Here is a 13,322-nt window from a genome sequence, read left to right as displayed (position 1 = left end):
CGTGCGACAAGAAACCTGATTGGAGGATGTGACTACCCGACATAGTGTCGGCCAACTCCGGCAATGTGTCAGGTTGGCTGACACCTTGCCGGGTGCTTTCCAGAAGTGCCTATGCAAGACTTTTCATGAAGGCCGGGTGAATAACCCCAAGAAAATAATAAACAATTCTTCCAAGGTGCCATCCATGCTAACTAAAAAGCTCAAGGGTTTGATTGTCGCTTCTACCGTGGCGGCAGCGGCGCTACTTTCCACCTCAGCTGTTCATGCTGATGATTTGAAGTCGATCCAGGATTCCAAAGAGATCCGTATCGCGATGAGCGGTCAATACTCTCCCTTCAGCTTTGCAAACGAACAGAACCAGATTGTCGGATTCGACGCCTCCATCAGTGAGGCGCTGGCTGAGCGGATGGGGGTAAAGGTGACGATCATCACGACGCCATTCGACGGGATAATTGCAGGACTTCTCGCGAAGAAATATGACGCCATCATCGCTTCGATGACCATTACCCCGGAACGCCAGAAAGCAGTGGATTTTGTTGGGCCTTATTACCACGCTGGCCGAACGATCGTAGTGAAGGACAACTCTTCGATCAAAAGTCTTGATGATCTTAAAGATGTTGTTGTCGGCGTTACCCTTGGGGATGCACACGATAAATGGGCCAGGGCCCGCGGCAACCTGAAGGTGAGAACGTACAAAGGTCTTCCCGAAATGCTTGTCGACCTGGAGGCCGGGCGCATCGATGCGATAGTGATGGACAGTGTTCCGGTGTTGGTCGCCGTCAAAGAAACAGGGCAGAAGGTTCGCATCATTACTCCACCGGATAGCGATGGTGGCATTGAAGGCATGGGCATTGCCCTGCGCAAGAATAACCCTGAGCTCAAGGCGACCATGCAAAAGGCGCTTGAAGACATGCTCGCCGATGGCACCTACGAAAAGATCTCGATGAAGTGGATTGGCAACGATATCCGCTGATTCATGTTCAGCATGGCCCGACCTGTCGTCGGGCCAGCCAATCCGACTTTTCCGAGCGTTCCCATGGATCTGACTCTCATACAACGCACATTCCCGTTTTTCCTGGAGGCGGCCTGGATTACGGTGCAAATCTCTGTACTTGCTCTTCTGCTTGGTTTTCTGGTCGCAATCGTGCTGGTTGCTGCCCGGTTGTCCACTGTTCTCGCATTTCGATACCTTGCAAGACTCTACATAAGCGTTTTTCGCGGCACTCCCTGCCTGGTTCAGCTGTTCATCATTTACTTTGGTGGGCCGCAGATCGGAATTGAACTGGAGCCGTTTGCCGCAGGGGTAATCGGCTTGGGCCTGAACATCGCTGCCTACATGGCGGAATCCATTCGTGGCGCTATCACCAACGTTGACCCAGGCCAGGAAGAAGCTGCACGTTCGATTGGTTTCGGGCGTGGCCAGACCTTATGGTTTATCACGCTGCCACAAGCTGCAAAGTTGATGATCAGGCCGCTGGGAGTGAACGCTGTCGCTCTTATCAAAGGTTCTGCACTGGTGTCGACGATCTCTGTCGTTGAGCTTTCATATACAGCGCAACGCTTTATCAGTTCAACGTACAAACCTTTTGAGATTTTCATGGTGTCGGCACTGCTTTACATCGTGATGGTCTACTCGGTCAGATTTGTTGTTGACTATCTCGATAATCGCTTCGCGGCAAGGTGAGAGCATTCAGATGCAAAGCCTGGATCTTAGTATAGTTACACCCTATTCCGAGCTACTTGCGACCGGTCTTTGGTGGACGGTTGTGATGTTTGTAAGTTCCAGCATATTGAGTTTGATGGCAGGGGTAGCCTTTGCACTCATCGTTCTTTATGCGCCCAGGATCCTGGCGCTGCCCGTGCGTTTTATGACGTGGTTGCTCATGGGCACTCCACTGCTTCTTCAGTTGTACTTGATTTATTATGGTCTTGTACAAGTGGGGATTGATATTCCTGCCCTGGTGGCAGGCATCATAGGCCTCAGTTTGCACTTTGCCGTCTACAATGCCGACGTTATTCGTGCCGGTGTGGTATCGGTGGACCCTGGTCAGATTGAAGGTGCCCGCTCCATTGGTCTCAGCCGTGGACAGACTCAGCGTTACATCATCGTACCGCAGGCGCTTCGCAGGACTATTGCGCCGCTGGGAAACAATCTGATTGTCCTGCTGAAGGACACCTCTCTGGTTTCCATAATCGGTATTGCCGAGTTGGTGTACAGCGCGCAACTAGCCGTGAGCGAGACCTATAGCCCGTTTGAGTTTTATCTGACTGTCGCGGTTATTTATTATGCAGCCAATCTAGTTCTCGAAGCCGGTCTGCATCTTCTCGAAAACAAGGTAGAGATGTCACGATGATCAGCAAGGCATTCATGGTTGAGGTGAAGGGCGCTCGCAAGGCTTACGGAGCACTTGAAGTACTCAAGGGAATCGATCTTTCCATATCTCGCGGACAAATTGTCGCCATCATCGGCCCAAGTGGATCTGGCAAAAGCACGCTTCTGCGGTCAATCAACCACCTGGAGGTGCTTGACGATGGCGAGATATGGTTAGAGGGTGAGCAAGTCAATCGGCCATTGAAAGGTCGTGCGTTTGAACAGCATATAAATGCTGTGCGTCAGCAGATGGGTATGGTATTTCAACACTTCAATCTATTTCCGCATTTGACCGTGTATGAAAACATCGCTCTTGGTCCGATAAAACTCAAGGGCCTTACAAAAAAGGCATCTCGTGAGTTGGCAATGGAATACTTGTCAAAAGTTGGCTTGGCCAACAAGTTCGATGAGTATCCTTCTCGCCTGTCAGGCGGACAGAAACAGCGCGTTGCCATAGCAAGGGCACTGGCGATGCAACCAAAAGTCATGTTGTTCGATGAGGCTACATCGGCACTGGACCCTGAGCTTGTCGAAGAGGTCAACCTGGTCATGAAGCAACTCGCTGCGGAGCACATGACGATGTTGATCGTCACTCATGAAATGCGCTTTGCCGGCGAAGTGGCGGACCGGATTGTCTTTATGGACGGCGGGGTTGTAGTAGAGGAGGGGGCGCCGCAAGAGATCCTGCAAAACCCCGTCCACGAACGAACCCGGTCATTCTTGAAAAAGCATCTGCACGACAGATAAGTTGCGCTTTCGCTTCTGAACGCCGAGGGCAGGCGAGATCAAACGCCATGGCGCAGTAGTGAATATCTCAGGCGACTGCGCCGACATCGGCGATACGTTGAGTCAGCGCGGAAAAAAACATAATGGTCACCTTCCGACAAGAGAATGCGACCTCTCTCCTGTCGGTCCCTGCCATACATTTGAGCTTTTCCGCGCTTGGCAAAACGGTGCACGAATGAGCGTGCCCGGTAATTTACGATGGTGGTGGGATTACTTCTCGACCAGTATTTTCGGGTTGGCACTGCCCCAGACGGTGTAGAGGTCGGCCAGAAGCGCACCGTTGATCTCTTCGACTTCAGCCTGGCTGACTTCGTTTGCGCCTTGCTTGCCGAATAGCACTACTTCATCACCTGCCTTGACGTCGGGTGCATCCGAGACATCGACCATCACGGTGTTCATCGAAACCTTGCCCACCACCGGCACGCGATGTCCATTGATCAATACCACACCTTTATTGGTGAACACGCGGCGATACCCATCGGAGTAACCGACCGTGATGTTGGCGAGTTTCGAATCACGTGTCAGGGTGAAGGTGCGGTCGTAACCCACTGTGTTTCCAGCGGGATAGTTATTGACCGAGGCCACATGCGACTTGAATTGCATCACGCGCCGATATTCAGTGCGCGAAATGACGGTATCGCCAAACAACGCGCCGCCCGTGCGCACCATGTCCAGGCGCGATTCGGGTACTTCCAGGGTGGCGAAGGAGTTGGCCGCGTGCAGGGTGATTTTCTTGCGATCGAGCTGGGCCACGTCCATCAGCCAAGCCGCTTGTTCGTTGAAGGTTGCCAGGCCCTTGCGTACGTCGTCCTTATCCTCCACCGCGAAGTGGGTCATGATTGCGACCACTTCCAGATTCGGTACCTTTGTGATTGCCACGGCGTCTTTCTTGCCCTGTTCGGTGGCCATTTCCACGCCGTTACGGCTCATGCCGCTTGAGTTGAGGCCGATGTGCACCTGCAGTTTGCGACCGTGTTTATGTGCAAGATCGGCCGCCTGGCGGGCGAAATCGAGGTTGCCAACCAGTTCCTCGATGTTGTACTGCAGAGCATTTTCCAGCTCCCCTAAGGAAGCGGTGCGAACACGGATTAACTGACCTTTAAAGCCGCTTTCGCGAACCACTCGCGCCTCTTCGTTACTGGCGACCGCCACACACGGTACACCGAGCGCGATCACCGAAGGCATCACCAACCCGATACCATGACCATAAGCGTCGGCTTTTAGTACCGCACAGAGTTTCGACTTGCCGGCCAGCTCCACTTGCAGGGCTCGGATATTGTGCTCTAACGCGGTCTTGTTGATTTCAATCCAGGCATTACTGATTTGCGCAGTCAGCTCGGAGTTGCCGTTAGTAAGCGAAAGCGGCGGCGCCGCCTGGGCTTGGCTCTGCAAAAAAAACAGGCCGAGGGACAACGCTAGAACAGTACGAGTAAAGGGCATTTGAAACTCTCCATGTAATCGGTCTTTTTATTATTCCGATGCCGATTATTGGAAGGCGATGTAAGTTGACGTTGTACGCCGCGTTCGAAAATGTAAAAACATGTAAGGAATTTGTTCGCGCTCACCTTGGCGCTAAGCGATGGCATCAGGAATGAGTGTTACCTGGATGGCTACCCACTAAGCTTATGTCGAGTTACGACGCAGGCAATGGACCGAATCGCTTTTGGAGCTGCTGATCTTCATCGGCGCAAGGCGAGGTTTGGCTCGAGCAAAAAGCTATTGGTGTCAACTTCCTCGACGTTACCCAACGTAAGGGAGCGGTGCCCATTGCGTTACCATCCGGGCTTGGGCTGGAAGGCGCTGGGCGTGTCGCCGTTGTGGATGCCGGTGTCTGCAATGTGCAAGCCGGGGATCGCGTCGCCTATCTGCGTACGCAAGTAGGGGGTTTGTTTGTCCTCGAAGAAAACATCCGGAGACTGGTACGGAGTACCCGCCGGGTTTGCGCCAGCTGTTGATTGCTCCTTGTCTGTCTTCCCATCGAAAATTACGGGCCCTTAACAACGCAAGGTCAGTTGGGCAGACGTTTACGCTGAAGCTAGCGCGACCTGTCGTTTTCCTTTCGCCTGTAGCTACATTAGTCAGATTAGGCGACCCAGCACATCACCTTCTCAAGGTGGCCAGTGTGCGCGTCCAGTTGTTCATTGAGAACTACAAAGCCCTGGTTCTCATAGAAATGGATACTAGGCGCATTCGCCGAATACACAGTCAGCTGTAGAGTTGACCTGGATGCCATGGCGTCCGCGAGAAGCTGTGTACCTATACCGTCCCCCTGACGCTCAGGCGATACGAATAGCGCCGCAAGTGTGTCTCCATTTACAGAGCAGAATCCTACTACCGTCCCGTCTGCCTCAAACACTCGGGGAATGGCGCCGGGTAGGTAGATCTCACGCATAGCATCAAGCTGGCTACGCCAGAATTCGGGGGCTATGAAGTGATGCGCCTGGATTGACGCTCGTAGCCAAATGTCCAATACGGGCTCCAGGTCAACGTTTCGAAAGTCGCGGATCATGAGGCCTCAGCGATTGAGTTAGGAAGGAAACTTTGTGCCATATACGTTCTCCGCGCAACGGTGCTCCATTTGCAGATCTGCCTGGCACTGATTCTGATCGAACAACAATATTTGGGGCGGGATCTGTGACCGCCAACGCCAGCACCGGTTTGCTCTGGACGCTGACAGTCTATTTGGGCCGCTGGCATGAGTATCGCCCCGTACGGCCTGCCGATTCCGTTGATGGTCATGGTCGCACTGATCGTTTTTTTGCTCAGCACGCCACTATCGACTGATTAAGCCTGGGCCAGGCGTCCTACGCGTAACCAGCCAACGACCACTGCGCCAATCAGCAAAAAGCCCAGGTAGCCAAAGAGTGGATAGACCTGGCCCACCAGGTTGACAAACCCGACCAGACTGCCGACGAAAGCCAGTGCGCCAGCGGCCGCTGAGCCGACGCGGAATTTGCGAGTGCCTGCCGGCAGTAGCCGGGCCGAAAAGGAATACAAGGTACCGACGGCCGTGTTGACGATCATCAGGAAAATGATCACCGCCATAAGCAGACCGAGGACTGGCGAAACCTCCGTGGCGATGGACAGCATGGGCATTGGCAAATCCGCCACGCTGTCCAGGCGTGACAGCAATCCCAGGCTCATCACCAGCATCAGCAGCCCCAGCAACGCGCCACCGAAGATGCCACCCCAGATGGCTTGCTTCTCGGATTTTGCGGCGCCGCCCATGATCGCCAGAAACGGCACCCCGGCCACGATGTTGTAAGACACGTACAACAACGCTCCCAACAGCCAATGGCTTGCGCCAGCGTCTTGCTGGCTGGCCAGTTGATTGAGTTCACCGAAACTCAAACCTCGGGTGGCGACGCCATACAGGGCCACCGCCACCGCCGTCAGGATCAGCAGCGGAGTGACGGCACCGATCATGCCAATGACCTTCTGCACATCCAGGCACACGATGGCGACCACGATCAGGGTCACCGCCACGCTGCCGAACATGGCGGGAATGCCGAACTGTTGTTCCAGCAAGGCGCCGCCGCCGGCCAACATGACCACGGTCACCGCAAACATGAAGAAGGTGATCATCAGGTCGACAAAGGTGCCCAGGTAGCGTCCGCACAGTGCATACACCACGTCCTTATGGGACCTTGCCTGCAGTCGGCTACCCATGCCCGCCAATGCCATCCCGAGAAAGGTGAAGAGCGCGGCGCTGACCACCGCCCCGAGCAGTCCCCACACGCCGAAGTCCACGAACATCATCTGCAGCTCCCGGCCGGAGGCGAATCCTGCACCGACAATCACACCGACAAATGCACCGGCTATTTTCAGACTTTCTTTCATGACGATTTGCCTCGAATTGTTTTTGTTATGGCTGATGGGGAACCACTGTTCATGGCCCTCCCGGGGCATCGCACTGGCAAACAGCAGGGGTGGATCAGCGGGCGCCGACCCAGGCCTGCACTTCGATCTCCACATCGACCCCCAGCGCCAACTGGGCGCCGCCAACGGTGGAGCGCACCGGGAAACCATTCTCGAAGTGGCGCTTGTACACCTCGTTGAAACCGGCGAAATGTTGCATGTCCGATAGCCACACCGTGGCCTTCACCACCTGATCAAAACCCACGCCGCATTCGGCCAGGGTCTCGCCGATGCGGGCCATGGCGGCCTCGGTTTGCTCGCGGATATCACCGAGCACCACTTCACCCAGAGGGTTCATTGGTACTTGCCCTGAAAGGAATAGAAAGTCTCCGACCCGAATGGCCTTGGAGAACGGATAGGGCAGGTGGCTGGGGTAACGCTGGAAATTGTCAGACATGGTATGCAACCTCATTGGGGGGATGATCAGCGCAAGCGGCCAGGTGCCAGGCGTTGTGGCTCGACGCCCTGGCGGCGCAATGTTTCGGGCAGGGGTTGATCGAGCAATTGCGCGCAGGCCAGTTGCGACACGCCGGCCGCGGACTGGATGCCATAACCGCCCTGGGCCGCCAGCCAGAAGAAGCCTTCGCAGTGATCGTCCCAGCCGACCACCAGATCGCCGTCGGCGACGAACGAGCGCAGGCCGGCCCAGCTGTGCCGTGGGCGGCGGATGGTCAAGGAGGTGGCGGCTTCGATGTGGTAGATCCCGGTGGCGATGTCCAGCTCTTCGGGCATCACGTCCTGTGGCGGGACGGGATCGGCGTTGGCCGGCGAGCCAAGCAGTTGGCCAGCGTCCGGTTTGAAGTAAAAGCTTTCGTCGATGCCGATCACCGCAGGCCAGCGTGAGAAGTCCATGCCCTCAGGGCCGTCGAAGGTAAAGGCACTGCGTCGGCAGGGTTGCAACCCAATGGGCTGCACGCCGCACTGCTGCGCAACCTGATCGGCCCAGGCGCCTGCGGCATTCACCAGGTTGCGTGCGCGCAACTGGCGGCCGTCGGCCAGTGTCAGGTGCCAGTGAAGACCTTCGCGGGTGGCGACGCTCAGTTGTGCATCGCACTGCAGCACGCCACCGGCATGGCGCATGGCCCGTAAAAAACCCTGGTGCAACGCGTGGACGTCCAGGTCGCGGGCGTCGGTTTCGAGCATCGCCCCGACAATCGCCTCCGGGCGCAGGCACGGCACCAGCGCGAGAGCTTGCTCGGTATCAATCAATGAAACATTGCCAGCCTGTGCCTGCCCGGCATCGAAGGTTTGTTGCAGCAGGGATTGTTGCCCCTCACCGGCGACGTACAGACAGCCGCGAGGCTCCAGCAACGCATGTTCGGTGAAGCCGGTTGGCGGTTGCTCATAGAAGTCCCGGCTGGCGCGGGTCAATGCCTGGATCTGCGGTGTGCCATAGCTTTCCATGAACATCGCGGCGGAGCGTCCGGTGGCGTGATAACCCGGCTGGCTCTCACGCTCAAGCACCACAACGCTGGCTTGCCCGGCCAAGCGATAGGCCAGGGAGGCCCCCGCAATACCGCCGCCGATGATGGCGAAATCGAAACACTCGCTGTCCTGCATACCGAAGTCACTCCTGTCTCTGGGGATGGGGAAAAATAGTTTTCCCCTTATTTTTATAATTCTCAGATACGAGAAATGTAAGATATGAGAATTCCCCAGTCAACCCATTACCTTGAGGTATTATTTCCAGCCCTTGCCTTGGCTCAGCCCCAGGCACCGTTTTTCGTACGACAGAGAAGTCTGCATGAGTTCCGATCGAGTCTCGTGTTCCACGGACCATCCCTTGATAGATCGCGCCCAGGTCGGCGCGCGCCTGCGTGTCATCCGCAAAAACCAGAAGTTGACGCTTAAACAACTGTCCGAGCGTTCAGGGGTGGCACTGTCGACCTTGTCGAAGATGGAGCTGGCACAAGTGTCGGTGAGTTACGAAAAACTCGCGGCCGCCGCTCGGGCCCTGAGTGTGGACATTTCCCAGCTGTTCAGCCCGGTCAAGGCGGGCGTCAGCGCTGTACAGCCCACGGTGGTCAGCACCGCCATCGACAGTGCGGCGGGCTACAGTACCGGCAACTACGAATATCACCCGATGGCAGGGGATTTCCCCGGGCGCAGCATGACGCCCATGTACGCGCGGATCTGTGCGCGCGAACTGAACCAGTTCGAAGACTACATCCGTCACCCCGGACAAGAGTTCGCCGTCGTCCTTTCAGGTCGTGTGCGCATTCAATTCGAAACGGGTGAATCCATCAGCATCGGCTGTCGCGAAACAGCCTATTTCAACAGTTCAATAGGTCATATTTATCTGGCGGAAGGCGAGGATGGCGCCGACGCTGAAGTGATGGTGGTGATGTCGGAGTATTGACGCTGAGGGGGCTGTCAGATCCAGGTTGAACTCACATTCCAGCTCGAGATAGGGACTGCCATATTCCAAGGATGCCAGGAGCTCCATTGCGCTCGTGCGGTGTGCTCAAGGCCGAACGGGCGCAGGATGTGGCGCCGAATGCCTGCCCCGTTTAAAGACGCCAGCCGCTGCGACCTTGAGTAACCGATGAAATCTCGGGCATTCTGCGTGGCTAGGGGCTGGACATGCCGCCGCATGCCGCAATCCCCGGCTCATCGCCTGTAGTTGCTTGACAGTCGCATCAATCTCATCCGCCTTGGCCAAAAGCACGACTCTATCAACAACTGCCTTACCATTCGGGGAAAGCATGGCATGTATCTCGTCCAGCGAGAGACCGCCTGCCTGTCCGAGTGCGATAACAGCCAACTGCTCAACCACGGCAGACGCAAACTGGCGACGAGCCCCGCGCGGGCTGACTGACGCAATCAAGCCTTTCTTCTCGTAGAAACGCAATGTGTGGGCAGGAATTCCCGTGCGTTTGACGACCTCAGCGATATCCATTTTCAGCCCATTGACTTGAAGTTGACTTCAACTTCTATCATGCATCGGCAAGATTAATTGGTCCATGAACAAGAGGCAGGTATGGCATCGCTGGAAGTGGTTGCACACGTTTTTCTGTTGGGGGGTGGCGCTACCGTCGTCATGGATTTGTGGATGTTCCTCATGAAGGCCTTTGGCGTTCCAACGCTGAATTTCGCTTTCGTCGGGCGCTGGGTAGGTCATGTATGCCAAGGCAAATTCGCTCATGCCAGCATTGGACAAGCGATGCCGGTGCGAGGTGAAGTGGTCCTGGGCTGGGTGGCGCACTACGCCACGGGTGTTGCTTTCGCGGTGTTACTGGCGTGCATTCAAGGAGTCGCCTGGCTGCAGGAACCAACTTTCCTGCCAGCAATCGCTTTGGGCGTGGCAACAGTGGCAGTCCCGCTTTTTGTTATACAGCCCGCCATGGGGGCAGGATTTACATCCTCCAAGACGCCGACGCCGGCCAAGAACTGCATGCGCAGTTTAATAAATCATGCCGTCTTTGGCGTTGGCCTCTACCTGTCCGCGGTGGTGATTGCCTTGACTTCGAGGTGAGCAGGGTTTGAGTCTTGCTTGTCATGCAACCGACTATCTTGCACTGGCTGTCCGAAGCATAGAGCGCAACCTTGGACAGGCATGGGTAGCGCCATTTTTTCGCGCCTATGGTGTGGAGCCAGATCAGCAACGTATAGCGTTTTACTGTTTGCTAGACGAATTCTACTGATGAGCCGACTTCTCCTTGTCGGATGCTGAGCCCGATCAAGGCATCATAGAGCTCTTGCTGCCCAGCCGGCAGAGCGGGGAGCAGCGTCGCGCGGCGCTTGTCGACATCGAACCAGGACTCAACCAGCCATCCCGCCAGATAGAGCGCCGCAAGGCATCCGTCAGCGGTTGCAACGTTCCCCTGCCATACCAGAGGCTTGGTCCACGGGCTCCAGTCCCAGAGCCAGCAAGCCCAATCCTTCGGTCGAGCAGGTGTTGGGCGGCGAACAGTGGCCGCCCGAATTCGAAGTGGCCATGAGGGATTTGTTCGAGCAAATGGCCAACACCGACCATGAAGTGACGCTGCACAACCTCGGCCGCTTCCCCGGCGACTTTGTGCCGCGCTACACCCTGGACCGTGCCGAGGAATGGCAGGAATGGGCGACCCGGCGCTGGATCTCACAGACCAAGCTCGTGCTAATGGACAAACTGGCGGACGTTTTCATCGGCGGTCAGCGACACCGCGGGCGCTCACCGGTACTCATCATGCCGACGCCACCAGGGCCCCGTTTCATTACGTCCCTTGGGCGCGCGGTCGAGCCATTGGTACATGCTCCACAACCCGTCAAGGCCCCGCGCGTAGGTGGAGTAGGTGTGATAAATCTCGCCGTCCTCCAGCACAAACGTACTCAACCCCGGCCTGTCGCGGGTATAGGTCGGCGCATCGGTGCCACAGGTCGCGGCGAATTGTTTCACCGGTTCCGGGATCTGGCTGGCGTCCATGGCATGGCCGCCGCGCTGGTAGTTGTATTCGATCAAGCCTTCGCGCTGCTGCGCTTCGGTGAAGTAGACATTGAAGTCGGCGGTGAAGTCGCTCTCGGCGGCCGAGGCCCAGGGGAAGGTCCAGCCCATTCGGCGCTTGTAGGCCTGCAGTTTCGCCAAGGGTGCGCGGGATATCGCCATCAGGGTCACGTCGTGGTTCGCCAGGTGGACGACGATGGGGTCGAAGCCATCGGCGATGGCTGAGCAGGACGGGCAGCCGGCCGTGTAGTCGGGGCCGAACATGAAGTGGTAGACCAGCAGTTGCGAGCGCCCTTGAAAGAGTTCGGCCAGGGTGGCGCTGCCGTTGTCGGTATCGAAGCGGTACGTCTTGTCGAGGCGAAACCATGGCAATGCCTGGCGTTGCCTGGCCACATCATCGCTGCGTCGGGTTAGCGCCTTTTCCGCTTCAAGCAGTTGCAAACGTGCCGCCAGCCATTGTTCCCGGGTCGCGGTTTTGTGGGTGTTCATCGTTGTACGCTCCTGGTGAAAGGTCGTGATTTAGACTAAACCCGGGTATCGAATGATGGGAGTGACAAGCGTGGCGGGATTACGATGGACTCGATGATCACGGCAGCTGCACAGGCGCTGGCGGCGGGCAATCCGCTGGGCGCACTGGACCGCGTGGCCTTGCGCGACGATGCGCCGGCCCTGGCCCTGCGCGGTATCGCCATGGCGCAACTGGGCGATCTGGTGCGGGCCAGGGCGCTGGTCAAAAGGGCGCAACGGGCCTTTGCGCCCAAGGAAGTGCTGGCCCGGGCGCGATGTGTGGTGGCCGAGGCCGAAATCGCCCTGGCTTCGCGGGAGCTCGGGTGGCCGGTCAAGGCGCTCGAAGCCGCGCGGGTCACCCTTGAACACCACGGTGACCGGGTCAATGCCGCCCATGCGCGTTATCTGCAAATCCGCCGTCTGCTGCTGATCGGCCAGCTCGATGAGGCACAGCAGTTGCTGGCCGGACTCGACCCCGGCCCATTGCCACCGGCCTTGCGGGCAACCCATGAACTGGTGCTGGCGGGGATTGCCATTCGGCGCCTGCAATCGCACGCGGCGCGGGAGGCGTTGAACAGGGCCGGGCAGGCTGCCGGTCAAGCCGGGATTGCCGCCCTGATGGCTGAGGTCCAACACGCTGTGTATCTGCTCGATGCCCCCGCGGCACGCCTGATTGCCCAGGGTGAAGTACGGCCGCTGTTGCTCGATGATGTTGAAGCGTTGTTCTGTTCAACGTCACTGGTGGTGGACGCCTGCCGGTACGTTGTGCGCGGTTGTGGCATGTCGGTGTCGCTCGCAACGCGGCCGATCCTGTTCGTGCTCGCCCGTGTGTTGGCCGAGGCGTGGCCTGCCGACGTTGAGCGGGAAGTGTTGATCGCCCGGGCGTTCCGTCTGAAGCTTTCGGATGAATCCCATCGCGCCCGGCTTCGCGTGGAAATCGGCAGGCTGCGTAAAGCACTCAAGCCATTGGCCGGCGTTATCGCGACAGCGCGCGGTTATGCCCTGCAATCGCCGGTGTGTACGCAGGTGGTGACGCTGGCGCAACCGGTCGAGGAAAAATTTGCCGCGGTGTTTGCCTGCCTCGCCGATGGCGAGTCGTGGTCCAGTTCCGCCCTGGCACTGGCGCTGGGTACCAGCCAGCGCACGGTGCAACGGGCGCTCGATGCACTGGCGGAGCAGGGCAAGGTGCAGTGGTTTGGCCGTGGTCGCGCGCGGCGCTGGATGACGCCGCCCGTGCCGGGATTCGCGACGACCTTGTTACTCCCGGCGCCGCTGCCCGGTGGCTAGGATGAACGGCACCAACCCCATCGAGGAATG

General features: G+C 57.5%; 14 protein-coding genes and 2 pseudogenes. 8 read left to right on the top strand and 8 right to left on the bottom strand.

Features of this window, described 5'->3' with window-relative positions; translation table 11 throughout:
* The first annotated feature begins 184 nt into the window (after positions 1-184).
* The 4 genes from KGA98_RS18145 to KGA98_RS18130 all read left to right on the top strand — a co-directional run bounded on the left by KGA98_RS18145 (position 185) and on the right by KGA98_RS18130 (position 3,118).
* Positions 185-973 carry an ABC transporter substrate-binding protein gene (locus tag KGA98_RS18145; protein WP_154861998.1) on the top strand — a complete coding sequence of 263 codons (789 nt, stop codon included), beginning with the start codon at positions 185-187 and terminating at the stop codon, positions 971-973.
* A 63-nt stretch (positions 974-1,036) separates the two neighbouring features.
* Positions 1,037-1,684 carry an amino acid ABC transporter permease gene (locus tag KGA98_RS18140; RefSeq protein ID WP_102671893.1) on the top strand — a complete coding sequence of 216 codons (648 nt, stop codon included), beginning with the start codon at positions 1,037-1,039 and terminating at the stop codon, positions 1,682-1,684.
* A 10-nt stretch (positions 1,685-1,694) separates the two neighbouring features.
* Entirely contained in the window at positions 1,695-2,354 is a 660-nt protein-coding gene (locus KGA98_RS18135; protein WP_154861997.1) for an amino acid ABC transporter permease, read from the top strand.
* Entirely contained in the window at positions 2,351-3,118 is a 768-nt protein-coding gene (locus KGA98_RS18130) for an amino acid ABC transporter ATP-binding protein (RefSeq protein ID WP_150814611.1), read from the top strand. The genes KGA98_RS18135 and KGA98_RS18130 overlap by 4 nt, the downstream gene beginning before the upstream one ends.
* Before the next feature lie 249 nt (positions 3,119-3,367).
* Here KGA98_RS18130 and alr read toward each other — a convergent pair whose 3' ends face one another.
* Positions 3,368-4,597 carry an alanine racemase gene (gene alr / locus KGA98_RS18125; RefSeq protein WP_150814610.1) on the bottom strand — a complete coding sequence of 410 codons (1,230 nt, stop codon included), beginning with the start codon at positions 4,595-4,597 and terminating at the stop codon, positions 3,368-3,370.
* A 251-nt stretch (positions 4,598-4,848) separates the two neighbouring features.
* Here alr and KGA98_RS18120 point away from each other — a divergent pair.
* A pseudogene (locus KGA98_RS18120) lies at positions 4,849-5,040 on the top strand (alcohol dehydrogenase catalytic domain-containing protein); the annotation flags it as partial.
* 200 nt (positions 5,041-5,240) lie between these two features.
* Here the strand turns inward: KGA98_RS18120 and KGA98_RS18115 are convergent.
* The 4 genes from KGA98_RS18115 to KGA98_RS18100 form a co-directional block, all read right to left on the bottom strand.
* A complete protein-coding gene (locus KGA98_RS18115) occupies positions 5,241-5,666 on the bottom strand; it encodes a GNAT family N-acetyltransferase (protein WP_223502993.1) in 426 nt (141 codons plus the stop codon).
* A gap of 275 nt (positions 5,667-5,941) precedes the next feature.
* Positions 5,942-6,997 carry a hypothetical protein gene (locus tag KGA98_RS18110; RefSeq protein ID WP_218497736.1) on the bottom strand — a complete coding sequence of 352 codons (1,056 nt, stop codon included), beginning with the start codon at positions 6,995-6,997 and terminating at the stop codon, positions 5,942-5,944.
* A gap of 94 nt (positions 6,998-7,091) precedes the next feature.
* Positions 7,092-7,472: a RidA family protein gene (locus tag KGA98_RS18105; RefSeq protein WP_154908640.1), complete on the bottom strand. Its 381-nt coding sequence runs from the start codon at positions 7,470-7,472 to the stop codon at positions 7,092-7,094.
* A gap of 26 nt (positions 7,473-7,498) precedes the next feature.
* Positions 7,499-8,635 (bottom strand): NAD(P)/FAD-dependent oxidoreductase, encoded by a 1,137-nt coding sequence (locus KGA98_RS18100; RefSeq protein ID WP_223502991.1) that lies wholly within the window; start codon positions 8,633-8,635, stop codon positions 7,499-7,501.
* Positions 8,636-8,819: 184 nt separating this feature from the next.
* Between KGA98_RS18100 and KGA98_RS18095 the strand changes: the two genes are divergently transcribed.
* Positions 8,820-9,434, top strand: coding sequence for a helix-turn-helix domain-containing protein (locus tag KGA98_RS18095; protein ID WP_218497732.1), 615 nt, complete (start codon positions 8,820-8,822; stop codon positions 9,432-9,434).
* Between the two features lie 105 nt (positions 9,435-9,539).
* Here the strand turns inward: KGA98_RS18095 and KGA98_RS18090 are convergent, their stop codons facing one another.
* Complete coding sequence (locus KGA98_RS18090; protein ID WP_223502989.1) at positions 9,540-9,974, bottom strand: helix-turn-helix domain-containing protein; 435 nt, start codon at positions 9,972-9,974, stop codon at positions 9,540-9,542.
* Between the two features lie 81 nt (positions 9,975-10,055).
* Between KGA98_RS18090 and KGA98_RS18085 the strand changes: the two genes are divergently transcribed.
* Entirely contained in the window at positions 10,056-10,550 is a 495-nt protein-coding gene (locus KGA98_RS18085) for a DUF2938 domain-containing protein (RefSeq protein WP_223502987.1), read from the top strand.
* Between the two features lie 151 nt (positions 10,551-10,701).
* Here the strand turns inward: KGA98_RS18085 and KGA98_RS18075 are convergent.
* Positions 10,702-10,948 (bottom strand): annotated as a pseudogene (locus KGA98_RS18075) (thiamine biosynthesis protein ThiJ); the annotation flags it as partial.
* A 280-nt stretch (positions 10,949-11,228) separates the two neighbouring features.
* On the bottom strand, positions 11,229-11,987 hold the full coding sequence (locus KGA98_RS18070) for a DUF899 domain-containing protein (protein ID WP_223502985.1): 759 nt from the start codon (positions 11,985-11,987) through the stop codon (positions 11,229-11,231).
* A gap of 84 nt (positions 11,988-12,071) precedes the next feature.
* On the opposite strand from KGA98_RS18070, the gene KGA98_RS18065 reads away from it, so the two are divergent.
* Positions 12,072-13,292, top strand: coding sequence for a helix-turn-helix domain-containing protein (locus KGA98_RS18065; RefSeq protein ID WP_223502983.1), 1,221 nt, complete (start codon positions 12,072-12,074; stop codon positions 13,290-13,292).
* The last annotated feature ends 30 nt before the right edge of the window (positions 13,293-13,322 follow it).

Source organism: Pseudomonas sp. BF-R-24, assembly GCF_019947335.1.
Lineage (GTDB): Bacteria > Pseudomonadota > Gammaproteobacteria > Pseudomonadales > Pseudomonadaceae > Aquipseudomonas > Aquipseudomonas jessenii.
This window is presented reverse-complemented; position numbering and strand designations above follow the sequence as displayed.